Origin of the sequence: Tunicatimonas pelagia, assembly GCF_030506325.1 — a bacterium.
Taxonomy (GTDB): Bacteria; Bacteroidota; Bacteroidia; order Cytophagales; family Cyclobacteriaceae; genus Tunicatimonas; species Tunicatimonas pelagia.
Map to the genome: position 1 here is coordinate 3,504,876 of NZ_CP120683.1, position 23,717 is coordinate 3,528,592.

Annotated in this window: 16 protein-coding genes; 14 read left to right on the top strand and 2 right to left on the bottom strand. The window is 46.6% G+C overall.

The window, feature by feature from the left end:
- Nucleotides 1-11: 11 nt before the first annotated feature.
- The 9 genes from P0M28_RS15010 (at nucleotide 12) to P0M28_RS15050 (ending at nucleotide 12,443) form a co-directional block, all read left to right on the top strand.
- Entirely contained in the window at nucleotides 12-515 is a 504-nt protein-coding gene (locus tag P0M28_RS15010; RefSeq protein WP_302210768.1) for a GNAT family N-acetyltransferase, read from the top strand.
- A 37-nt stretch (nucleotides 516-552) separates the two neighbouring features.
- Complete coding sequence (locus tag P0M28_RS15015; protein ID WP_302210770.1) at nucleotides 553-1,308, top strand: hypothetical protein; 756 nt, start codon at nucleotides 553-555, stop codon at nucleotides 1,306-1,308.
- 18 nt (nucleotides 1,309-1,326) lie between these two features.
- Nucleotides 1,327-2,379 (top strand): tartrate dehydrogenase, encoded by a 1,053-nt coding sequence (locus tag P0M28_RS15020; RefSeq protein WP_302210772.1) that lies wholly within the window; start codon nucleotides 1,327-1,329, stop codon nucleotides 2,377-2,379.
- A 48-nt stretch (nucleotides 2,380-2,427) separates the two neighbouring features.
- Entirely contained in the window at nucleotides 2,428-3,060 is a 633-nt protein-coding gene (locus P0M28_RS15025; RefSeq protein ID WP_302210774.1) for a cyclase family protein, read from the top strand.
- Nucleotides 3,061-3,099: 39 nt separating this feature from the next.
- The gene (locus tag P0M28_RS15030) at nucleotides 3,100-4,431 is read left to right on the top strand and encodes a serine hydrolase domain-containing protein (protein ID WP_302210776.1); all 1,332 of its coding nucleotides are present in this window, start codon (nucleotides 3,100-3,102) and stop codon (nucleotides 4,429-4,431) included.
- Between the two features lie 2 nt (nucleotides 4,432-4,433).
- Nucleotides 4,434-5,834, top strand: coding sequence for a four-carbon acid sugar kinase family protein (locus P0M28_RS15035; RefSeq protein ID WP_302210778.1), 1,401 nt, complete (start codon nucleotides 4,434-4,436; stop codon nucleotides 5,832-5,834).
- A complete protein-coding gene (locus P0M28_RS15040) occupies nucleotides 5,834-7,084 on the top strand; it encodes an MFS transporter (RefSeq protein ID WP_302210779.1) in 1,251 nt (416 codons plus the stop codon). Before P0M28_RS15035 ends, P0M28_RS15040 begins: the two co-directional genes overlap by 1 nt.
- A gap of 462 nt (nucleotides 7,085-7,546) precedes the next feature.
- Nucleotides 7,547-9,940: an ABC transporter permease gene (locus P0M28_RS15045; protein WP_302210780.1), complete on the top strand. Its 2,394-nt coding sequence runs from the start codon at nucleotides 7,547-7,549 to the stop codon at nucleotides 9,938-9,940.
- Nucleotides 9,941-10,049: 109 nt separating this feature from the next.
- Nucleotides 10,050-12,443 (top strand): ABC transporter permease, encoded by a 2,394-nt coding sequence (locus P0M28_RS15050; RefSeq protein ID WP_302210782.1) that lies wholly within the window; start codon nucleotides 10,050-10,052, stop codon nucleotides 12,441-12,443.
- Nucleotides 12,444-12,486: 43 nt separating this feature from the next.
- On the opposite strand, the gene P0M28_RS15055 is transcribed toward P0M28_RS15050, so the two are convergent.
- A complete protein-coding gene (locus P0M28_RS15055) occupies nucleotides 12,487-12,906 on the bottom strand; it encodes a hypothetical protein (RefSeq protein WP_302210784.1) in 420 nt (139 codons plus the stop codon).
- Between the two features lie 340 nt (nucleotides 12,907-13,246).
- Nucleotides 13,247-14,023: a TspO-related membrane protein gene (locus P0M28_RS15060; protein WP_302210785.1), complete on the bottom strand. Its 777-nt coding sequence runs from the start codon at nucleotides 14,021-14,023 to the stop codon at nucleotides 13,247-13,249.
- A gap of 186 nt (nucleotides 14,024-14,209) precedes the next feature.
- Between P0M28_RS15060 and P0M28_RS15065 the strand changes: the two genes are divergently transcribed.
- The 5 genes from P0M28_RS15065 (at nucleotide 14,210) to dnaE (ending at nucleotide 23,681) form a co-directional block, all read left to right on the top strand.
- Complete coding sequence (locus P0M28_RS15065; RefSeq protein ID WP_302210787.1) at nucleotides 14,210-16,033, top strand: peptidase MATCAP family protein; 1,824 nt, start codon at nucleotides 14,210-14,212, stop codon at nucleotides 16,031-16,033.
- 59 nt (nucleotides 16,034-16,092) lie between these two features.
- Nucleotides 16,093-16,320, top strand: a complete 228-nt coding sequence (locus P0M28_RS15070; RefSeq protein ID WP_302210789.1) for a putative signal transducing protein — start codon at nucleotides 16,093-16,095, stop codon at nucleotides 16,318-16,320.
- A gap of 148 nt (nucleotides 16,321-16,468) precedes the next feature.
- Nucleotides 16,469-17,548: a glutathione synthetase gene (locus P0M28_RS15075; protein ID WP_302210790.1), complete on the top strand. Its 1,080-nt coding sequence runs from the start codon at nucleotides 16,469-16,471 to the stop codon at nucleotides 17,546-17,548.
- A 13-nt stretch (nucleotides 17,549-17,561) separates the two neighbouring features.
- Nucleotides 17,562-18,038, top strand: coding sequence for a GNAT family N-acetyltransferase (locus P0M28_RS15080; RefSeq protein ID WP_302210792.1), 477 nt, complete (start codon nucleotides 17,562-17,564; stop codon nucleotides 18,036-18,038).
- Between the two features lie 183 nt (nucleotides 18,039-18,221).
- Nucleotides 18,222-23,681 (top strand): DNA polymerase III subunit alpha, encoded by a 5,460-nt coding sequence (gene dnaE / locus P0M28_RS15085; RefSeq protein ID WP_436841391.1) that lies wholly within the window; start codon nucleotides 18,222-18,224, stop codon nucleotides 23,679-23,681.
- Nucleotides 23,682-23,717 lie beyond the last annotated feature (36 nt).

Below are 23,717 nucleotides of genomic sequence, written 5' to 3' on the forward strand. Positions count from 1 at the left end.
TGGCCAAGCAGATGCCGATTACGTTACGTACGGCTACTATTGACGATTTAGCACTCTTGCAGCATTGGGATAAACAACCCCACGTCAAAGCATCGGACAGTGATGAGGACTGGAATTGGCAATACGAGCTGCAACGCTTTCCCAAGTGGCGGGAGCAGTTGATCGCTGAGTTAGACGGCAGACCTCTTGGCTGTATACAAATTATTGATCCGGCCGAAGAAGAGTCGCACTACTGGGGCAATGTGGAAGCGAACCTACGAGCTATTGATATCTGGATTGGCGAAGCCGAAGACCTGAGTAAAGGCTACGGAACCGTTATGATAAACCTCGCACTAAAACGCTGCTTTGACGATGAAAAGGTCACGTCAGTGCTGATTGATCCGCTGGAGACCAACCACGGGGCTATTCGCTTCTACGAGCGCATTGGATTCCAGTTTGTGGAGCGAAGAACCTTTGAGGATAGTCAATGCATAGTGTATAGACTCGCCCGAACAGACTGGGAAATGAGGAATTAATTCATTTAGGAAATTACAACTTAAACAGCAACTAAACATGATCTCAATCATCAAGAAAACACCTTACTACCCCTTTACCATCTTACTGAGCTTGCTAGTATATGGTGCCTGTCAACCAGCTTCTACCACTGAAGCTGTTCAGCAGGAGGAACCCCAACCTAAAGTAGAAGAGCCATCAATATTTGAAGAAGTAGATGGCGTATTAGCCGTAGAAGCTGAACACTTCGTTGACCAAACCGATACGCTCGTTCGAAAGTGGTACATCGTAGAGAAAGAAACATCCTCTCTGCCTACTCCTGATCCTGACGAAAACCATGCAGCAACTGCCAGCGGTGGGGTGTACCTGGAAGCTTTGCCCGATACTCGAACCACCCATGACGACGGGCTAACCGAGGGGGAAAACTTTTTTCCCGAACCTAATCAGGCTGGCATTCTGAATTACCGGGTCTATTTTAATACTCCGGGTAAATACTACGTATGGGCGCGTACGCACTCTACGGGTACTGAAGACAACGGTATTCACGTAGGACTGGACGGCGAATGGCCCGAAAATGGCAAACGAATGCAGTTCCACGCCCACAACGATAAGTGGACGTGGGAAAGTCGGCAGCGTACCGAAGAGGTTCACTCGGGAGTGCCCGAGCAAATTTATCTTATGATTGAAGAACCCGGGGAGCATACCGTCTCATTTTCTATGCGAGAGGATGGCTTCGAGTTTGATAAGTGGGCCATGACACTAGCTTATGAAGCTCCCGAAGGCATCGGGCCCGAAGCCAATATTTACAATAAATAGAATAAGCGAACACATTTTATGAAGAATTACAAAATTGCGGTGGTTCCTGGCGACGGAATCGGAAACGAGATTGTTCCCGCCGGCTTGAGCGTTCTAGAGGCCGCCGCTAAAAAGCACCAGTTTACCTTAGAAACCGAGCAATTTCCTTTCGGGGCGGGTTACTACAAACAGCACGGAGTTTTTATGCCGGATGATGGGCTGGAAACCCTCAAACAATTTGATGCCGTATATTTTGGTGCGGTGGGTGACCCCGAGGTAGACGATACTTTACCCGCTATGCTATATACCTTTCGGGTTCGCACAGCATTTCAGCAGTACGTAAACTACCGTCCGGTAAAATTGCTACCCGGCATTGATAGCCCCTTGCGCTATAAATCACATCAGGATATTGATTTTGTGGTGGTTCGGGAGAATAACGAAGGTGAGTTTGTGCAAAACGGGAAAATCATCCACCCTGACCAGCCCTACGGATTAGCCACTGACACCAGTGTATTTACCCGGGCAGGCATTGAGCGTATCGCCCACTATTCTTTTAAGCTAGCGCAAAAGCGCCGAAAGAAGGTTACCAATGTTACCAAATCCAACACGCTTATCAATAGCTTAGCTTACTGGGATCGAGTGATTGAAGAAGTATCAGTGCAGTACCCTGATGTAACTTACCACAAAATGTACGTGGATAATGCCTCAGCTAGCTTTGTTCTAAAGCCGGAAGTGTTCGACGTAATCGTCACTACCAATATGATCGGCGATATTTTGAGTGATTTGGGTGGAGCAATTATGGGTAGCTTAGGTCTGGGACCGAGCGGAAATATCAATCCCGAAAAAGAGTTTCCTTCCATGTTCGAGCCCATTCACGGCTCCGCTCCCGATATTGCCGGACAAGGCATTGCCAACCCGGTAGGTTCTATCTGGTCGGGTGCCCTGATGCTAGAGCACTTGGGAGAAACTGAAGCGGCCCAGGACATTGTAAAGGGTATTGAGGCTACCACCCAAAAAGGAATTGTCACCGTAGATTTAGGAGGTACCGCCAAAACTACCGAGATTGCCGATAGTGTAATTGAAAATATGTAGGAACACGACGGTTCGTCGCGCAATTAATCAAGTTCCTACCATAGAATTATGAAAACACCCATTGACCTAACCTTGCCCTACGACTCCGATATGCCGGGAGTCACCATTGAGATTGCCAAGACGCTGGAGAGCGACGGCTGGAACGCCCGCACGCTGCACCTTTACTCTCATGTGGGCACTCATATGGATGCCCCTCTTCATTTTGGGGTCACCGATCAAAGCATTGACCAAATTCCGCTGACTGATTGTATGGGCCCCGCTTGGGTAGTGCACCTGCCTGACTTGCCTGAGCAGTACCTGATCGAAATAAAGGATTTAGGCGATGTAGTCGAAAAAGTAGAAGCGGGTGATAGCCTACTGTTACGTACCGGCTGGAGTCAATACCTGCGTCAATCGAAGTACCGCGATGGGCTGCCCCGCATTAGTGAAGAACTGGCCGAATGGTGCGTAGCGAAGAAAATAAAGATGCTGGGCGTGGAAGCTCCATCGGTGGCGGATGTCAACAACCTGCCGGAGGTAACCAAAATCCATCAAATTCTGCTAGGCGGAGAAATCGTGATTATTGAAGGGCTAACCAATTTGGATAAAATCCAGCAAGAAAAAGTGCAACTCATTGCTCTTCCCCTAAAAATCCAGGGTGGTGACGGTTCTCCCGCTAGGGTTATTGCTTTGGAAGAGTAGTTGAAGCAGAAATCTATGGAAGAAATTCATAAACCATTAATGATACGAATCGTGCGTTGGTCTGAAAGCTTATATAGCTCAGGGGCTGTATACGGACATACAACTACGTATCAATCCCCCCTCCCCCCCTTCGCCAAGGGGGAATACGCTTCTCCCCCTTTTCTAAAGGGGGCTAGGGGGATTTATTCAGTAGTATTACAGTTGCTCTTAATATACCGTCTATCGCTGAGGTACATCAGGTACAAACACCTAACTTACTTTGTTGGCATCATTATTATTCTGAGCAGCTGCTCCCCACCCCAACCTCAAGAAAACGCTACTGAAACTACTCCAGCTACATCCGAAATGATCTTTCCTGACGAGGATTGGCAAACGGCTACTCCCGAAAGTCAGGGAATAGATGCTGAAAAGTTGGAAGAATCGGTACAATATCTAGCAGATCATTGCTTCGATGACAAAGTAGAAGAGTTGATGATTATCCGTAATGGCTACGTCATCTATCAGGGCGATAGCATTGATAAGGTGCATAATATCTGGTCGTGTTCTAAATCATTTACAAGCACCGCGCTAGGTTTAATGATTGAAGACGGCTTATGCCAGCTTGATGATAAAGCCGCTACTCACGAACCCCTGCTTACTGAACTATACCCTGAAGTAACACTCCGACAATTCGCCACCATGACTTCCGGTTACAACGCCGTAGGTGACACTCGCTGGGAAGGCGACAGCAGCGCCGACTGGTCGTGGACACCTTACCAACCGGGTGAGCCGAATTTTGCTCCCGGTACGGCATATGCCTACTGGGATGAAGCCATGATGATGAAGGGACGAACACTAACTCAAATCCTCCAGAGTGATCTACACGAATACCTAACCCAAAACCTAACCGAACCCATTGGGATGGGCAAGTGGTCGTGGGGACAGGAGGGTGAACTAAATGGCATTCCTATCCGGAACGGTTGCACCAACGTACATGTATCGGCTCGTCAACTCGCTCGCGTTGGTCATCTGTTTCTGAATAAAGGTAATTGGAACGGCCAACAAGTCGTGCCAGAAGAGTGGGCTATGGCGGCTATTCAAACCCAAGTACCCGCCAGCATTCCGGTGGCTGATACGGATCGGAAGAGTGCCAACGGCAGTGGTTCCTACGGCTACAACTGGTGGACGAATGGAATGACTGACGAAGGACGATTCATGCCAGATTCTCCCGAAGGCACCGCCTACATGAGCGGCTTAAATCATAATGTTTGCTTTGTTATTCCTGAATGGGATATGGTGTACGTCCGTATGGGTGTCGATGGCAATCCTCCTGAAGGGAAACATGTGATACACAATGAATTTATTAAACGATTAGAGCAAGCCTTCCTTTAGTAATGCCTACCACCTTACAACAGCTACTACAAAATGTTCCTCCTGCACCTAAAGAAAGCTTACTGCCAGAGATTCGGCAGAAACTTTCTTCTATGCAACAAACGATTGTGGTGTTAGATGATGATCCCACTGGCACCCAAACGGTGTACGATGTTCCCGTACTCACCGAGTGGTCTACCGAGGTAATTGAAGCTGAGTTTCGGCAGGCTACGCCACTATTTTTTATTCTGACCAATTCGCGTAGTCTTCCTATCCGAAAGGCCAATCAGTTGGCGGCTACTATTGGTCAAAACTTGAATAAAGCTGCTCAGAAAGCCGGACGAAACTTTTTCGTCATCAGCCGTAGCGATTCCACATTACGAGGACACTACCCTAACGAAGTAAATGCCTTGTTAGTCGGGATGCAGCAAACAGAAGCAATCCGAATTTTAATTCCCGCCTTTCTAGAGGGAGGACGCTATACGATCAATGATACGCACTACGTGCAAGAAGGCAATGATCTGATCCCCGTAGGCAAAACGCCCTTCGCTCAGGATAAATCTTTCGGATTTTCCGCTTCCAACCTGAAAGATTGGATAGAGGAAAAAACCGAAGGAGGGGTAAAAGCTAAAGACGTAGTTTCATTAAGCTTAAGTGATCTTCGCCAAAAAGGGGCGGGCTACGCTACTGAAACCCTAAATGCTGCTGCTTCCAACGCTACCTGCATCGTCAACGCTGTCCATAGGTTCGACTTGGAGATTTTTGCTTTAGGCTTACTGAATGCTGATGTTCCGGTAATTTGTCGTACGGCGGCTTCTATTGTCCCGGTGCTGGCGGGGTTGGCTCCTAAACCATTACTCACGTGCGATCAGCTTTTACCCCAAGGTTCCGCTAACGGTGGGTTAATTGTAGTAGGCTCCTACGTTCCTAAATCTACTGCCCAACTGGAACATTTGCTGGAACACGCTTCAGTTCAACCGATCAAATTAGACGTAAACCAAATTCTAGAACATTCCGACCCAGAAGATTTTGCTCAGCAGGCGGCGCAGCAAATAGACCAGCTTCTTACTGATCAGCAAGATACCGTAGTCTATACTAGCCGCGATTTAGTTTCGGGGCAGGATAAAGAAGAAAATCTAAAAATCGGGCAGCGGGTTTCGTCTTTTTTGACCAATGTTATTAAACAGATTAGTATTAAGCCCCGCTACATTCTCGCCAAGGGTGGAATTACTTCCAGTGATACGGCTACGAAGGGACTAGGAGTAAAAAAAGCCAATGTACTCGGGCAGATTCTCCCGGGAGTTCCGGTCTGGAAATTAGGTGAGGAAAGTAAATTTCCCGAACTCACGTATATCGTATTTCCGGGTAACGTGGGCGAAGCTGATTCTATTACTAAAGTGATTAACCAACTAAAAACGAACTAATGGCCAGACGTTACTGGATGGTGGTCGGCACCTTTTTACTGACCCTGCTGCTGTACATCGACCGAATTTGTATTTCGGTAGCCAAGGAACCTATCGTGCAAGACCTCAACCTGAGCGATGAGCAGATGGGCTGGGTACTATCAGTCTTTGCATTGGGCTACGCGCTATTTCAGACTCCGGCAGGCATCTTAGCTGATCGCCTCGGCCCTCGGCGGGTGCTTACCGCCGTGGTGACCTTCTGGTCGCTGTTCACCGCACTGACCGGAGCCGCCTGGAATTTTACATCCATGCTGGTAGTTCGCTTGTTGTTTGGAGCCGGTGAGGCGGGAGCCTTTCCGGGCATATCTCGTGCCGTGTTCTCCTGGATTCCCTTGCAAGAACGGGGCTTGGTTACGGGTATTAATTTCTCTGGCTCTAGGTTAGGAGCGGCGTTTGCACTGCCATTTGTCGCTTGGCTCATTCTCACGCTGGGCTGGAGAATGAGTTTTGTAGTATTAGGAGCTATTGGAGTAGTATGGGCCGTGGTATGGTACCTGATTTTCCGCGATGATCCCACCGAACATTCCGGCTTATCGGTGACTGAACAGGATTTTATTCGAGCCAATCGGCAGCAGGTTGACCCGGCGGTAGCTAAAGAACCGCTCAGGGCGGGTAGCCTAATTGGCTCTAAGAATATGTGGTTGGCAATGGGACAGTACTTTTGTAGTAACTTCACCTTTTTCTTCTGCCTCACTTGGCTATTCCCCCATCTGAAAGAAAAATACGCCCTAGAAACGCTGGAAGCCGGATTTTATGCCTCAGCCCCTTTAGTACTCGGAGCACTGGGTAACTGGTTCGGGGGTTGGTGGATTGACCGTATTTACCGTCAGGGAAACTGGACACTCTCCCGCCGTCTACCTGCCGTCGTCGGCTTTGGATTGGCCGCTATCGGCTTAGTCGTGAGCGTATACATGCAAACCCCGCTCACGGCAATTATCTTTCTGAGTATCGCCATCTTCGGAGCCGATATGACCCTTAGCCCGTCCTGGTCGTTTGCGGTGGATATTGGGCGGCAGCACGCCGGAGCGGTATCGGGTACCATGAATATGGCCGGGAATATTGGAGCGTTTATTACGGCTCTGGCTTTTCCCTACATGCAATCGTGGACGGGTTCGGAAGTTCCCTTTTTCTTTGTAGGGGCTGGGCTAAATGTTGTGGCTATCTTCTTGTGGCTATTTATGCAACCGGATAAACAACTGGAAGAGTACTGATTAGTGAACACTTTTTCACATTTACGATGAGTTTATTAGAACACATAATCAGTCGGTGAGCAAGCTATTAGAGCATGTTTAAATTTTATCCTTTGGGTTGCAAATTCATCTTTAATCGCTGCACTTCACCAATTTTATCGGCCATAGCTTAGGCTATTCCCTCAAAAATTGACTCGTTCAGCAACCAAATCTTGAATTTTCGCCATCAAAAACAAAACTTAAACATGCTCGTATCTACAGTAGAGGTAGCGCCTACTCTGCCCATGAACCAGCCAACTGGGCAAAACACCCTTTGATGTAGGAGAAAAAGAGGGGCACGCAGACTGTTCACCTACGCACAACTTCTGTACGAAATCGAACATCGGTCGAAATGCATACTATTGTAGCGATCTGATATTCAGCATATTGAGGTTGGGTATATTTTTTGAAATAAAGAAGTGAACCTACTAATCACTACCTGCTATGCTCAAAAATCTGCTCAAAGTTGCTCTTCGTAATATTGGTAAAGACCGCATTTACAGCTTGCTCAACATCCTCGGGCTAACGCTGGGGATTACGTGCAGCCTCTTCCTGTTTTTGTATCTGCTTAATGAACTGAGCTACGATAAGTTCCACACCAAGAAAGATCGGATTTACCGGGTAGTAACCCATTTTACCGAAACCGATAATCAGTTTACCTGGCCTTCGGCTCAGCTACCGCTGGCGCAAGAGTTAGAAGAAAAATATTCGCAGATTGAGCACGCCGTTCGTTTTATTGGCGCGGGACGAGAACTGTTTGAGAACCCCGAGCGGGACATGCGCTTTTACGAAGAAGATTTTCAATACGTGGATTCTACCGTTTTTGAGGTGTTTGATTTTCCGCTACTGTCGGGCGACCCGGCTACTGCGCTATTGAAACCTAACACAGCGGTGCTCACTCAGGAAACAGCCCAGAAGTACTTCGGCAGCGCCGAACCAATTGGACAGACCCTTAAAAACGGAGATGATATTTACGAGATCACTGGACTCGTGGAAGACGTTCCTGAGAACTCAAGTATAGAGTTTGATGCCCTACTTTCGCGGGCTACCCTGCCCGATGAAATAGGTGGCTGGGGAGGTTGGGGTCGTCCCACGTACCTACTGATGAAAGAAGGTAGTAGTATCCAGGATGGTGAGGAAGCTTTGGCGAGTGTCAATAAGGAGCGGGTTGTTCCTATTTTTGAGAATTACGGAGTGACGATTGATTACTGGCTGCAACCACTGGCCGATATCCATCTCAAATCAGATTTTGGCGAAGGAGAAACGGGAGCGGGCGATATTGCCTACATCTACATATTTGGCGCAGTTGCCTTTTTTATCCTCATCATTGCCAGTATCAATTACATGAACCTAGCAACGGCTCGGGCTACCCGCCGAGCCAAAGAAGTAGGCGTTCGCAAAACGATGGGTTCGTTCCGTGGTCAGCTCATTAGTCAATTTCTGACCGAGTCTACTTTGCTGACGTTTATTGCGCTGGCTATTAGTTTACTTTTAGTGGCTGTGTTGCTGTCGCCTTTTAATAATCTAGCGGGTACTGAGATTGCGCTTTCTTTTCTGTTTCAACCTCAAATTATTATAGGCTTTATTCTGATCGCTTTGCTAGTCGGAATTGCCGGAGGCAGCTACCCAGCTTTTTATCTTTCTAAGTTTAATCCGGCTCTAGTGCTTAAAGGAAATGCCACCCGAGGCACAGGCAACGCGATGTTACGAAAAGTGCTGGTAGTAGTGCAGTTTGCTATTTCCATCGCCATGCTCATCTGTACCTGGATTGTTTACGATCAGCTTCAATATTTGCGAGATAAAGACTTAGGCTTCAATCAAGAGCAAGTACTTATTGTTACTATGCCAGATTCAACGATTCGGGCGAACTACGAAGTGCTGCAAAATCGACTCAGGGAAAGTGCCCAAGTGCTTGAAGTATCAACTTCTTCCTCCCGACCTGGAACCGGGTACTCGAAAAATCTGATGTTAGTAGAAGGTAACGATGGTAGTGTAGTGGATGGCGGGGTTGGAGTGAACCAGTACCGGGCGCACTACGATTACGTAGAAACGATGGGAATTGACATTTTGCAAGGACGAAGCTTTTCGCGAGAATATACTACCGATACCGCTGCGGTGCTCGTCAATGAATCAATGGTGGCTCGGATGCAGTGGGATGATCCGATTGGTAAAGAGCTTTCCTTTATGGGCGATGAAGATAATCCTGGTCCGACGTACTCAGTAATCGGAGTCTTTAAAGATTATCATCAGGAATCGCTGTATAATTCAATTGAGCCACTGGCTGTTCTTTTCGGTGATCCTAACTTCTTTCTCAACATCAAAGTAGCCCCCAATAGGGTTAACGAAACCCTCGCCTATATTGAAGATACCTGGACGGAAGTAAACGCAGGTAAGCCTTTCTCCTACGAGTTTCTGGACGAGGAATTTATGTCGCAGTACGAAACTGACCAGAAGCGGGGTAAAATATTTACGTTATTCTCAGCATTCACCGTCATCATTGCTTGCTTAGGCTTACTAGGACTAGCCGCCTACACCACCGAGCAACGAGCGAAAGAAATTGGCATTCGCAAGGTAATCGGGGCTACCATTCCCAACATTGTCGGGCTGATTTACAAGGACTTTTTTATCCTGATTGCCCTGGCTATGCTTGTCGCCTTTCCGCTGGCGTACTGGTTTATGAGTGATTGGCTACAGACATTCGCCTATCAGACCGACATCAAATGGCTCACATTTGTGGCCTCAGCTTTGCTCACGCTGATCGTCACCCTGGGAGCCATCAGCTTTCATACATTACGAGCTGCCACCGCGAACCCGGTGAAGTCTTTGAGGAGCGAATAATTTTTAATGATGAATGAGTAGTGAATAATGATTAATAACTGATCTTATCTACTACTCATTTACGCGACAAGCGCAGTCATTATTCATTAATCACCATTCATCAATCATCATGATAAAGAACTATCTATCCATCGCCCTGCGGAATTTTCGTAAACAGAAAACGTTTACGCTGCTCAACGTGGGTGGCCTAGCCATTGCCTTGACAGCAGCTACGCTAGCGTTAGCATTTATCCAGCATGAGCTTAGCTACGACCAGTGGCTTACTAACAAAGAGAATATCTATCGGGTATACCGAGAGTGGGACCCGGGGCGAGGCACGTTGTATACTCCTCATGTACTATCAGAAACATTACGAGAGGAATTTCCGGAAATCGTTAGTGCGGTTCCGGTTACTGAAGGGAACGACCTACTGGTGAGTACCGAAGAAAAGCCCGAGGACGGAATATACGTTGAGACAATGGCCTTAGCTGATAGCACCTTTCTTAAGGTATTACCTTTCCCTCTGAAGTACGGTAATCCTGAGAATGCTTTAGAGAACAATCATTCTATGTTGATCAGCGAGTCGCTAGCCAAACAATTCTACGGCGATGAGAATCCGGTGGGAAAAGTACTGCGGTTCAATGATCAAGATGATTACCTGATTACGGGTGTTATGGCGAAATTTCCCGGAAATACTCACTTTGATGTAGATTTGGTAGGGCGCGATACTACTTATTTTTATAAATCGTGGACAGGTAATAATCCGGCTACCTATGTCTCGCTACATCCTAAGACCGACGTTGCTCAATTAGAGAAAAAAATAACCGCAGCCATTAATCCCCGACTTAAGAAAGAATTGGAAAATATGGGTTCGGTCTGGGAGAAATTTCCCGAATGGAAACTACAGCCCGTTAGCGATGCTCACCTGAATGCTACTGCTCAACTAAGCGGCCCCTTCGCCATCGAATCCGGCGGTATCCGACGGGTATACATCATTGGGATTGTTGGGCTATTGGTACTGATAGTGGCGAGTATCAATTATATGAATCTAACCACGGCTCAGGCAACTCGTCGGGCTCGCGAAGTGGGGGTTCGTAAAGTGAACGGAGCCTCTCGCCAGCAACTGATTTTTCAATTCTTGTCTGAAGCGGTTCTCCAGTGCTTGGTAGCCCTGCCCATTGCCATCTTCTTGGCCGAGCTGGCCTTACCCGCTTTTGAACAAATCACCAATCGGGATCTTTCCTTAGGTTTGGCGGAATTGAGTTTCATTATTCCGCTGTTACTTGGCTTAGTATTATTGTTAGGAGTACTGTCCGGCAGCTATCCGGCGTTCTTTCTAGCCGCTTATCGTCCTACCGAAGTACTAAAAGGTAAATGGCTGCGCCGTGATAAGGGTAAATTGTTACGCCAGGGAATGGTGGTGGTTCAGTTTACCGGAGCGATTGTGGCGGCGGTAGTTATGACTTTCATTTATCGACAAGTGCAGTATATGCAGAATCAGGAACTGGGTTTTCAGTCCGAGCAGGTGATGGTCATCAAAGCGAATGCTCAAGACACTTACCAAAAGATTCAGGCGCTACGAGGCAGGTTGTTACAGAATCCGCAAGTAAAAGCAATTACAGCTTCGGTGAGTATGCCCGGAAGCGGTCATCCCGATAACGGCCTGCGTATTGGTGGTATAGAAAAAAGCCATTCTGAGAATATTTTCTTCACCGATGCTTACTATACTCAAGCCCTTAATCTGGAAGTGATAGAAGGAAGATTTCTGTCACCAGCAGATACTGCCCCGCAATCCTTCGTAGTGAATGAAGCTTTTGTAAAGGAGTTTGACATAGAGAATCCGGTCGGCCACCCGATGAACTTCAGTTGGATAAAAGAAGCCGGACAGATTGTGGGGGTAGTAAAGGACTTTCACTACAGTGGCTTAGGGCAGCGTATTAAACCACTAGTGTTTTCGGGTGCTATTCATAAAATGCGAAGTGGCTGGGTGAACCATGTGGCGGTTCGCCTATCAACTTCTGATCTGAGAAGTACGATTGCTGATGTGGAAAAATTCTGGAAACAGATTGAACCCGCGCACCCTATCCGTTACTCATTTCTGGATGATGACTTCGCTCAACTGTACGCTGATCAAGAGCGATTAGGTCAAACCATACTGTGGGCTACCTTACTTACATTATTTGTAGCGTTGCTAGGCTTGTTCGGATTAGCGGCCTACATGGCGGAGCAGCGTACCAAAGAGGTGGGCGTTCGCAAAGTGCTGGGGGCGACTGTGACTCAAATTGTTACCTTACTCAGTACGGACTTTCTGAAGGTGGTGCTGATTGCTGGGCTGGTGGCTGTACCAATAGCATTCTGGTTAGCGCAACAGTGGCTCAGTGATTTTGCTTATCGCACTCCCGTATCGGTTCTTCCGTTTGTGCTGGCTATTGTGGGAGCATTAGTCACGGCGATTGTTACCGTCGGTAGCCGGGCTATCCGAGCGGCTCAGGCTAACCCTGCCGAGAGTTTGAGAAGTGAGTAGTAGCCTTTGCTATAATAATCTGAAAGGTCAGTTAGTACCTGTCTCAGTCATGAGGTAGGTTGGTATAGATGAGAGAACCCTCTTCTATACTTTGAAGAAATGCCTCTACCTCGTCAGGGTTATCTTTGCTAAAATTAATTTGGCTACCGTCGCAACGATAAAAATATCCGTACAGTCCTCCGCTTCCCATCGCCATACGAACAAAAATCACGTAATCGTTTTGGTAGGTGCCTTGGTAAATTCTTCCTGTAAAGTTTCCCTGGTGAACTTGGCTCTGTTTGTCTTCTTCAGCTCTTTCAACAATTTCTTGCAACCAGGTTAGTTCAGTGGTATTGCAGATTGTTTCTGCCTTATTAATGGCGACCGAAAGAGCAGACTCTGGTTCAACCAGTTGAGTATCTTTTTCCTGACAACTAGTAAATATTAGTAGCAGAGGCAGTCCAAATGCCGAAAATCTCATCATAGTGTTTTTGTAAAATGCGCTTACTACTGAGACAAGAAAAATTACTTAAAGGTTGAAATCATCAACAAGGAATTTATGATACCAGCAGATTGGCTCGTAGTGATTTTATAGTCAAGTAATGACCCCAATTTTATCTAAGGAACGATAACATAATAAAGGTATCAGTTTGCACTTGCTCTTTTGGGGCGATACGGCGTTACGAAAAGCCTCATATAGCTAGGCTATCACTAGGCGTGCCCGCTCAGTTTTCGTGTCCCGGCGGAGAACCGCTTGTCTTGCCCTAAAATCCCGGCGTTCAATGCGGACGGCTAGTCCTAGATACTTTATTACCTTATCGTTCCTAAGCCAACGCCTGCTTTGATTTTCGCCAAAGAATGAAGCATACCAAATCAGAAATTAAGATAATAGCGGCCCAGCCTAAGGCAGCGGTAAAAATCAGCTGATTATCAGGTTGAGCTACCGCAATAGCTACGTAAGCCCAAACAAATACCAGTGGGTACACCAAGTTGCGGGTGGCAAATAACACCATTATCGCTAAAGCCGCTCCCACCGAAGTCATAATTACTACCCAATTTGATTCGCTTACGCCAGGCACATCCCACCCGGTATATTTAGCCATTAGGCTAAAGTTTACAATTGTAGCTACCGAGATCCAACCCAGATAAATACTAAAGGGAATACGCATCAGTAGTCGTTGCTTTTCGGGTAGGCTATGGTCATTGGTCCAGAGAATAACCACTTGAATAAGGGTAACCAAGATAGTAACCATTAGTATAGAGCTTAAGGCGATTTGCTCTAATTGAAAAATAACCAGCCACCCACTATTAGCAATAAAATTAAGTATCAGGGGAAAGGCTATGCGATCGTAGAAAGGTTCCTCTGGTTCTGCCTGAAAAGTTTGATAATAAATATATGCTCCCACCATCAAGTAGATGAGCCCCCAAATAGCAAAAGCATACCCAGCGGGGGTAATTAGGGTACTGTATTTGTCCGAGACTGTTCCAATGGTTTTTCCTTCAAATAATATGCCCTGAGAGAGATAGTTCATCAGTAAAGTAAATACGAAGAGACCGAATGCCACCCAGCGGATAATTGGTACAGATATTAGTTTATTCATAGTTTTTAGTATTAGCGTGTTCCGGAGTGTAAGTTTTGAACTATCCTGTTGATTGCTTATGCTCAAAAGTATCGCGCAGCAATTGGGCTAAATTTCCCTGATGTAATACGTTAATTTAACCGTCTCGGCTAGTAAAAGTTGTGCGCGATAACAGAACTTCCTTTCACCCCCTGAGTTAATAGCAGTATGCAGCAAGACAATAATAACCTGAAAATAACAAAGAAAATCATCAATAGTGAACCCATTCAGCAGGAACTTCAAAAAGGGTATTGGCTTCAGTTAGATTTACCACTTCCGGTGCTAGTTGTGTTCCATCAACCAGAAGCCCGTTTAGAACTGAACAGTTTGGTGCGGGGGGAATCTTCCTACCTGATTGTACCCGATAAGCCTGATGCTTTAGTACCAGTGCAGGATTTACTGAAGAAGATAATTACGCTGAGAGCCGGGCAATACGGGGCTTTTCTCTTGTTAGATATTCGATTTGATGCCGCTACCCGCTCCGATCTCAAAATCTCGTATCACCACCAAAAAAGTCAGGCTACCGTAGCTACCTTGGTAGAAGAACTAAACGCTCTTAAAGCACTGAATAACGCCCTTACCATTGTTGAAAATCAGCGAGCCCTTCCCGACGGAAGTATTGATGAATTACTTGATATGCACGGTGGTACTCGAATTCAGGTGTCACTTCCCCGAATGTTCGCGCATCCCGGGCAGGACGAGTCATATCCGGTATTGCTACGCAACTTTCGTGACTCCTTTTCTAAGGCATTGCGACAGGCATTGTATACTTTTTTACGGGTGCAAACCAACTACAAAATTACCCACCCTCGCACCTTAGGTCGCACCACCGTAGATGATGCTTTTTGGCAAGCCGACCGTCAACTTTACAAGTTGGAGTCATCGTTCCGCTTTTTAATGCTGGTTTCGGCCATCAATATGGATGCTGCCTGGCAAGATTTTCAAGCCGGAAACTATCAGAAAGAACCTGCGTTTTATTACCCTATTTTACCTATCGATCCTGAAGAACGCAAGCATGTGCTGTACGGTATCGATATTGATGCGGTACATGATCCGGGACTGGCTTTTCTGTTGCGCGATAAGCGAAAAGAACTGGATATTCAACTAGATATGCTCAGTGAGCGCGGTACCGAAAGTTTTCTCTACAGTAGCATCCGATTGTACAAAACAATTGATGAAGAACTACTGCAACTGGCTCAGCTTCTGCTGGAAGAAATACCCGTGCAAAAGGTAGATGCGGGCACTCATTCGGCCGAGCAGTTTGCCCAGCGGGTGAAGGAAGAGTTTGCTTTTTATCGTCAGCAAGACCCTGGGTTTGGCACCAAGGTTCATTTAGGGAGTACTATTCCGGGTTTAATGGTTTCGCACGGCGAGCTGTACATTCCCAACTCCATTATGCTGCGCCAAAGTCGTGTAGAGGCGTTGATTCAGCACGAAGTGGGTACCCACGTACTCACGTACTACAACGGCTCGCAACAACCCATACGGTTAATGCGGCTCGGATTGGCTGATTATGATGAACTACAAGAAGGGTTAGCCGTGCTCACGGAGTATCTTATTGGTGGACTAGACCCACTGCGAATGCGTTTACTTGCTGCCCGGGTAGTGGTCGCTTACGAACGGATGCGGCACACGTCTTTTCAGGATGTGTTCGCATTGCTCACCGAGCAGCATGGCTTTCGGCCCCACACCGCTTTCAGTACCGTAGCGCGTATTTATCAGGCCGGTGGCTTTACTAAAGATCTTATTTACCTACGGGGATTTATCCGGGTTTGGCAACATTTACAGCAGGGGAATAGTTTAGAACCCTTACTGATGGGTAAAATTGCGGTAAAGCATATTGATACTGTTGAAGCACTGCGGGAACGAGGAATTTTACAACCTCCAGCCATCAGACCTCGCTATTGGTTCGACGTCAATGCCCAGCAGCAGCTAAACGAATTCAGGAATACTACAGAAATTACCGACATTGTTAAGAGAATTGTTAACTGAGAAAATACAGCTTCTGACAAGCCTTTATCACGTAGTTGCAAAGTATTGATGAAAAAACGATGAATGAGCACGTAAAAATGTTGATAGGTAGTTCAATTGTTATTAATCGAGCTGCCTCTCTTTTAGATGAAAATAATATTCCGACCTTAATTAAGGACAATGTTGAGTCAGCAAGATTGGCTGGTTTTGGAACATTACAAAATGAAGTAGAATTATATATTTACAAGTCCGACCTCAAACGTGCTCAATTAATCATTGAAGAGTTCAGAAAAGACAATCAAATCTAAAGATAAATAGCATTTTACCACAATGTGTAAAACTAGTAGCGACACATGAATTAGGGAGTTGGGATTTTCAAAGAAAGTTACCTTGTTTTTTACACTTGACCGATAGTTTTTAACCACTACACCAATTACTTTTTAACCTGTTATAATTATGAAAATAGCGTTTATTGTAAACGACATCGCCACCGAAATACATACCTATACCACGATCAACCTGGCCTACCAAGCGATGCAAATGGGGCACGAAGCGTATATTGCCGGCGTAGGCGACCTTATGTACCTAGCCAATGGCCACATGGGTGCCAGCGCCTTTCGGGTAGAAGAAGGCGTAAAGTCTACCGAAGTGATGCTAGGCGAAATGCAAACTGCCTACGAAAACTCTAGTGTCAGCCTGATTGAATCTGACATGAAACCTGTTAAAATTACGTCCGAAGATTTGGATGTCATGTTCATCCGCAATGATCCGTCCGACGACCGGGAAAACCGCCCTTGGGCACAAAGTGCCGGAGTAATTTTTGGAAAAATAGCTGTGCGTAACGGTGTAATTGTTCTCAATGATCCCGAGGCACTACACAATGCGCTCAATAAAATGTACTTCCAGCATTTTCCCGAGTTGGTTCGGCCCCGCACCATTATTACTCGCAACGTAGATGACGTACGGCGATTCTACGACGAGTGCGAGCAGAAAATTGTGTTGAAGCCGCTGCAAGGCTCAGGAGGAAAAGACGTATTTATGGTGAAGGGAAAAGAGGCGGCCAACCTCGACCAAATTGTAGAAGCCATCAGCCGGAATGGATTTGTCATTGTGCAGGAGTACCTACCCGCCGCTAAGGATGGCGATACCCGCATGTTCGTGGTCAACGGTCGTCCGCTAGAGAACGATGGAAAGATTGCCTGCTTTCAGCGTGTAAACGAAGGGGATGACTTCCGAAGTAATTTGCATGCCGGAGGCCGTCCGCAAAAAGCGGAAGTCACCGATGATATGCTTAGGTTAGCTGAAGCCCTTCGCCCTAAGATTATTCAGGATGGATTGTTTATGATCGGATTAGATATTGTGGGCGATAAGCTGATGGAAATCAATGTGTTTAGTCCGGGCGGCATGATGTCGGCCGGAATGCAGCAAGGCACAGAGTTTTTTCCTACGGTAATTGAAGCCATTGAGAAGAAAGTCTACTACCGAAAAATCTACGACGGTCACTTAGACAATGCTACGTTGGCCATCATGGAATGACCATTATGGAGTAATGCCCGACGAGATAAAGATACGGCTCGCCACCACCCACGATCTGCCGGAGATACTGCGCCTGTTCACTGGAACGGTTGAGCACGTTGCCCGGCAAGATTATGCGTCGAAGCAGCTAACAGTTTGGGTTGCATCAGCACATAATCAGAAACGGTGGCATCAGGCAATTGATAATCAGTACTTTATAGTGGCCACAGTAGACGAAACTATTGCTGGCTTTGGTTCGCTAGACCAAAACGGCTACCTAGATTTTCTCTATGTACATAAAGATTATCAGCGCCAAGGTATTGCCTATCTACTTTACGGTGCATTGGAGCAAGAAGCAATTCGGGCTGGATACCCTCAAATTACCACAGATGCTAGTAAAACGATCCAGAACTTTTTTGTCCGCCAAGGATTTAGTTTGGTAAGGGAAAACCAAAAGCAGATAAAAGGAGTAGAACTGATCAATTATCGGATGAGCAAAGATCTGATATAGTCTTCAACTGTTACTTTCACTCTTAAATAATAAGCCTCTTATTTCCAGTCACTCACGAAGGTAGATCAGCCGGATAAGTCAAATGGACTGAAGCATTTATTTAGAAACGGGTGGCATAAATGCACTACTCCGCGTATCTTTCGTGTTACTAGAACTGATAAATAAGCAAACGAACGTCTGCCGATGTACCTAATATTTGACACCGAAACCACCGGTCTGCCCCGCGACTATAATGCTCCCATCTCTGATCTGGACAACTGGCCCCGGTTAGTACAACTTTCTTGGCAATTGCATAATGCCGACGGTAGCTTACAGTCCGCACACGACTACATTGTAAAGCCCGAAGGGTTTACGATTCCCTTCAACTCTGAGAAAGTACACGGTATTTCTACCCAACGGGCGTTGGCGGAGGGGCATCCGTTGGCGGAAGTACTAACTAAATTCAATGAAGACCTTCAGCATACCCGGCAAACCATTGGTCACAATGTCGATTTTGATCTAAATGTGACCGGAGCCGAGTTTTTGCGAGCGCAGATAGAAACTACGCTGCTCAACATCGAAAAAGTAGATACTAAGGATGCTTCCACGGATTACTGTAAAATTCCCGGGGGGCGAGGCGGGAAATACAAGTGGCCTACTCTATCTGAGCTACACGAAAAACTGTTCGGTGTGCCATTCAGCGGAGCACATAATTCAGCCTTTGATGTAGACGCTACTGCCCGTTGCTTTTTCGGATTATTGAAAGAGCAGGTTATTGCTCCGTTTGATAGTACGCCGTTAACGGAAATTACCTACGAGCGACCTGATTTAGAAAAGGCATTGCGGGATATGCCGCAGAATGCTCCTCAGAAGTCTAAAGTAGCTGGGCCACCCCAGCGGAAGAAGGTCGATGTTAACAAAATTGAAACCGCTCCATTCAGCCACTTGCACGTTCATTCGCAGTACTCTATTCTGCAAAGTACGGCCAGTATCAAGCAGCTAGTCAGTGCGGCGAAGGAGCGCAATATGCCCGCCATTGCTGTTACCGACTTGGGTAATCTGTTTGGGGCGTTCAAAGCTGTAGCCGAAGGAAAAAAACAAGGTGTAAAGGTTATCATCGGTTGCGATGTCTATATGACAAAGGATCGGCATCAGAAGAAGTTTACCAAAGATTTTAAAGACCAGCGCTCCGTACAGCTATTATTAGCTAAAAATCAGAACGGTTATCAGAACCTGTCGAAACTTTGTTCGCTGGGCTACATTGAAGGTTACTACGGTGGTTTTCCTCGGGTAGATAAAGATCTGATTCAAGAATATGCCATAGACTTAATTGCTACTACCGGTGGCATCTCGGGTGAAATTCCCGATCTGATTCTCAATACCGGTGAGCACCAGGCGGAAGAAGCGTTTCGCTGGTGGCTAGAAGTATTCGGTAATGATTTTTATGTAGAGTTACAGCGACACGGCCTAGAGGAAGAAGACCGGGTGAACGAAGTGCTGCTCCGTATGGCTGATAAGTACGGCGTAAAAGTCATTGCGACCAATAACGTTTACTACGCTAATCAGAAAGAGGCTAATGCCCACGATACGCTGCTTTGCGTAAAAAATAACGAAGTACTCTCTACTCCCATCGGTCGGGGGCGGAATTTTCGCTTCGGGATGCCTAACCATGAGTTTTATCTCAAGACCGAAGAGGAGATGAAGCAACTCTTTGCCGATCGACCTGATGCCATTACCAACACTTTTGAGATAGCGGAGAAAGCCGAAGAGCTAACTTTACAGCGGGATATTCTACTGCCTAAGTTCGCGCTTCCCGACGGCTTTACCGACCAAAACGATTATTTGCGCCATCTTTCTTACGAAGGTGCAAAGCCTCGCTACGGCGAAATCACCCCCGAAATTCAGGATCGGCTTGACCATGAGTTGAAGATCATCAAAGACATGGGTTTTCCGGGGTACTTCCTGATTGTGCAGGATTTCATCAATGCTGCCCGAGATATGGGAGTATCAGTAGGCCCGGGTCGGGGTTCGGCAGCGGGTTCAGTAGTGGCTTACTGTACCGGAATTACCAATATTGATCCCATTGAGTACGATTTGCTCTTTGAGCGTTTCCTCAATCCTGAGCGGATCAGTATGCCCGATATTGATATTGATTTTGACGACGACGGTCGCCAGGAAGTAATTAATTATGTAATTGACAAATACGGGCGAAACCAAGTAGCCCAGATTGTAACCTTCGGTACAATGGCTCCCCGAATGTCAATTAAAGACGTATCTAGAGTAAGTGAGTTACCGCTGGTAGATGCGAACCGACTGGCGAAACTGGTGCCAGAGAAACCCGGAACCACCTTCGACCAAGCCCTCGCAGAAGTACCCGAATTGCAGCAAATCAAGCGAGGCTCCGACAAGCAAGCTGAAGTAATTAATTTAGCACATACGCTGGTAGGCTCAGTACGGAACACCGGAATTCATGCGGCTGGGGTTATCATCGCTCCTGATGATTTGCTCGAGTACATCCCGGTGAAAACAGATAAGGATTCTGACTTATTTGTTACTCAGTTCGACGGTTCAGTGGTAGAATCAGCCGGAATGCTGAAGATGGATTTCTTGGGTTTGAAAACCCTTACCATCATCAAAACCGCACTGCGAAAGATTAAAAAGAACCATGGTGTGGATATTGATATCGATGCCATTCCGCTGGATGATGAAAAAACATTCCAACTGTACCAGCGGGGTGATACCATCGGCACCTTCCAGTTTGAGTCGGACGGAATGAGACAGTGGCTCCGCAAACTCAAACCCACCGATATTGAAGACCTGATTGCCATGAACGCCTTGTACCGTCCGGGGCCGATGCAGTTCATCCCTAACTTTATTGATCGTAAGCACGGGAAGGAAAATATAGAGTACCCGCATGAGTTGCTTGAGCCTATTTTAAAAAATTCTTATGGCATTTGTTTATCGGGTGACACACGAATTTTTGATGCTGAAACAGGGGCTCCCCACCGATTAGACGAACTAAAGGATAGAGCAGGAAACTTTGTAGTGCAGGGAATTGATGCCCAAGGACAAGCCACTACAGCTCGGGTTACTCACTGGCTAGATAATGGTACTCATCCGGTATTTCGACTCACGCTACGCAACGGAGCCACGATAAAAGCTACAGCAAATCATCTTTTTTATACCGAGCAGGGATGGAAGCCATTAGAAGCACTAAATAGTGGTGATTATGTAGGTACTCCACCTCAATTATTTTCTCCAACCACCCCTTCTTCGTACAATCGCTGCCGCTTGCGAGTGTTGGCTTTCCTGACGGCTGATGGGAGCTTAGCAAGTGGCACTTCGGTAGACTTTGTTAATCATGATCCGCAACTTATTGAGGCGTACATTGAAGCACTACAGGCCTTTGACGATGTACAACCCGTAGTGGTGAAGCAGGTAAGAAACGTAAAGCGAGTTGGTATCAGAAGCAAAGTAAGTGGTCGGGCTACCACTAGCTTGCTGGCCTGGATGCGGGAGCTTGGGTTGAAAAGCTCGGCTGATCACAGAAAGTACCCTTGTGGAGTACGTAGCCACGAAAAAGCAGTGCCATCCTTTATTTATACAATGGCTGATGAAGACATTGCTTATTTCTTAGCTGGGTTGTGGGATTGTGACGGCTACGTAGGTAAGAAGCTTTGTCACTACAAAACTATTTCGTCGCAGTTGGCGCAAGATGTACAGACCCTTTTGCTACGTTTGGGCATTCCTTCAGTCATCTATGAGGCATCCTATAAGAATGATGTTTGTCCTGATCAGACTTCATACCAAGTTACCACCTACGAGCTAAACCGATTTTCTGGTGCTATTCAGCCATTTATGGTTTCTCACAAAGGGCATATATCTATTAAAGGAACTGCGTTTCGACATAACTCTGTTGAGCGGCAACCTTTTCTTCAAGAAATAAAGGAAACTACGGGCAAATCAGCTCGTGGTCTAATGAAAGCGTACGGTATTGATCGGCAACATTTTCAGCGTAAAGATCCTCGCATCAGTACAACTGTTGTAGAAGGGGTAGCTCAGCAAATTTCTCTGCCTGCTACTCAGCGGTTGCTACCGATCAACTGGCAGCAAATTGTATCAATAGAGGCTTGTGGTAGTGAAGCCGTCTACGATCTCACTGTAGACAAGATACATAATTTTGTAGCCAATAATATTATTGTCCACAACTGTGTTTACCAGGAGCAAATTATGCAGACCGCGCAAATTCTGGGCGGTTACTCTCTGGGTGGTGCGGATTTGTTGCGTCGGGCGATGGGTAAAAAGAAGATTGAGGAGATGAATAAACAGCGAGTCATCTTCGTAGAAGGAGCTAAGGAAAAACACGGGATTGATAAGAAAAAAGCGGAAGAGGTCTTTTCTATCATGGAGAAATTCGCTCAGTACGGATTCAACCGTTCGCATTCGGCAGCTTACTCAGTAGTGGCTTACCAAACTGGCTATTTAAAAGCGAATTATCCCGAAGAATACATGGCGGCGGTGCTTACCCACAATATGAGTAATTCCGATAAGGTAACGCTGTTTATGGACGAGTGCAAGCAGATGAAAATTAAGGTGCTCGGCCCGGATGTCAATGAAAGTGATTTTGACTTTGGAGTAAATAAGGAGCGGCAAATTCGCTTTGGGCTGGGAGCTATTAAGGGCGCCGGCGAAAGTGCGGTAGCTTCTATTATTGAAGAGCGAGATGAGCAAGGGACATACTCCGATATTTTTGAGTTTACTAAACGGGCTAACCTACGAGCAGTTAATAAAAAAACGCTGGAGTGCATGGCCATGGCCGGAGCCTTCGACTGTTTCCCTAATATGCACCGTCGGCAGTATCTGCACGCGTCCCCGGGCGATTCATCGTTATTAGAGAAAGCGGCCAAATACGCTCAAAACCTTCAGCAAGAAGAAGAAGCTGCTCAGGTTTCTTTGTTTGGCGGAGTGGGCGGTTTGGAAGTACCTAAACCTCGGGTAACCGACTGTGAACCTTACAGTGATCTGGAAAAGCTTAAACTCGAGAAGGAGGTTACTGGATTCTATATTTCGGGGCATCCGCTCGATCAGTTTAAGTTGGAAATAGAGAGCTTCTGCACCTGCACCTTGGATAAGGTAATGGGCTACCAAAATCGGGAAGTTTCGGTAGCCGGAATTATCACTAAAAGTGCTGAGCGTCAAACGAATAGCGGTAAACCCTTCGCCTTGGTCACCATAGAAGATTACCAAACCTCGGTCGATCTGGCCTTCTTCGGTGAGGATTATCTAAGCAACCGTCACCGCCTATCGCTAGGTGAGTTTGTGTATATGAAGGGGCGGGTAGAGGAGCGTTATAATAAACCCGGGGTATGGGAGCTTCGTCCCCAAACCGTTCAACTACTTACCGAAGTTCGGGAAAAGATGACCGGAGGCATTCAACTCAGTATTTCTGCCGAGCAACTCACCCAAAATCTGATTGAGCGCTTGGAGACACTATCGGCTGAGTACCGAGGAAACTGTCCGGTAAAAGTAACCGTACACGATGAACAGGAAAGCATGAGCGTAGAAATGCTGTCGCGCAAGTACCGCTGGCAACCCGACGGACAACTTTTCGGTGCCCTCGAACAGCTAGACGGAGTTTCGTATCAGCTTACCGGGGTGCGATGATGTGTAAATTAACGTCAGTTATTCAGGTTATCTAAC

Bases quoted from the DNA above. Each gene is read 5' to 3' on its own strand.
- dnaE (WP_436841391.1), top strand. From the start codon at position 18,222: ATGTACCTAATATTTGACACCGAAACCACCGGTCTGCCCCGCGACTAT.
- P0M28_RS15020 (WP_302210772.1), top strand. From the start codon at position 1,327: ATGAAGAATTACAAAATTGCGGTGGTTCCTGGCGACGGAATCGGAAAC.
- P0M28_RS15055 (WP_302210784.1), bottom strand. From the start codon at position 12,906: ATGATGAGATTTTCGGCATTTGGACTGCCTCTGCTACTAATATTTACT.
- P0M28_RS15045 (WP_302210780.1), top strand. From the start codon at position 7,547: ATGCTCAAAAATCTGCTCAAAGTTGCTCTTCGTAATATTGGTAAAGAC.
- P0M28_RS15075 (WP_302210790.1), top strand. From the start codon at position 16,469: ATGAAAATAGCGTTTATTGTAAACGACATCGCCACCGAAATACATACC.
- P0M28_RS15065 (WP_302210787.1), top strand. From the start codon at position 14,210: ATGCAGCAAGACAATAATAACCTGAAAATAACAAAGAAAATCATCAAT.
- P0M28_RS15060 (WP_302210785.1), bottom strand. From the start codon at position 14,023: ATGAATAAACTAATATCTGTACCAATTATCCGCTGGGTGGCATTCGGT.
- P0M28_RS15070 (WP_302210789.1), top strand. From the start codon at position 16,093: ATGAATGAGCACGTAAAAATGTTGATAGGTAGTTCAATTGTTATTAAT.
- P0M28_RS15035 (WP_302210778.1), top strand. From the start codon at position 4,434: ATGCCTACCACCTTACAACAGCTACTACAAAATGTTCCTCCTGCACCT.
- P0M28_RS15015 (WP_302210770.1), top strand. From the start codon at position 553: ATGATCTCAATCATCAAGAAAACACCTTACTACCCCTTTACCATCTTA.
- P0M28_RS15080 (WP_302210792.1), top strand. From the start codon at position 17,562: ATGCCCGACGAGATAAAGATACGGCTCGCCACCACCCACGATCTGCCG.
- P0M28_RS15030 (WP_302210776.1), top strand. From the start codon at position 3,100: ATGATACGAATCGTGCGTTGGTCTGAAAGCTTATATAGCTCAGGGGCT.
- P0M28_RS15010 (WP_302210768.1), top strand. From the start codon at position 12: ATGCCGATTACGTTACGTACGGCTACTATTGACGATTTAGCACTCTTG.
- P0M28_RS15025 (WP_302210774.1), top strand. From the start codon at position 2,428: ATGAAAACACCCATTGACCTAACCTTGCCCTACGACTCCGATATGCCG.
- P0M28_RS15050 (WP_302210782.1), top strand. From the start codon at position 10,050: ATGATAAAGAACTATCTATCCATCGCCCTGCGGAATTTTCGTAAACAG.
- P0M28_RS15040 (WP_302210779.1), top strand. From the start codon at position 5,834: ATGGCCAGACGTTACTGGATGGTGGTCGGCACCTTTTTACTGACCCTG.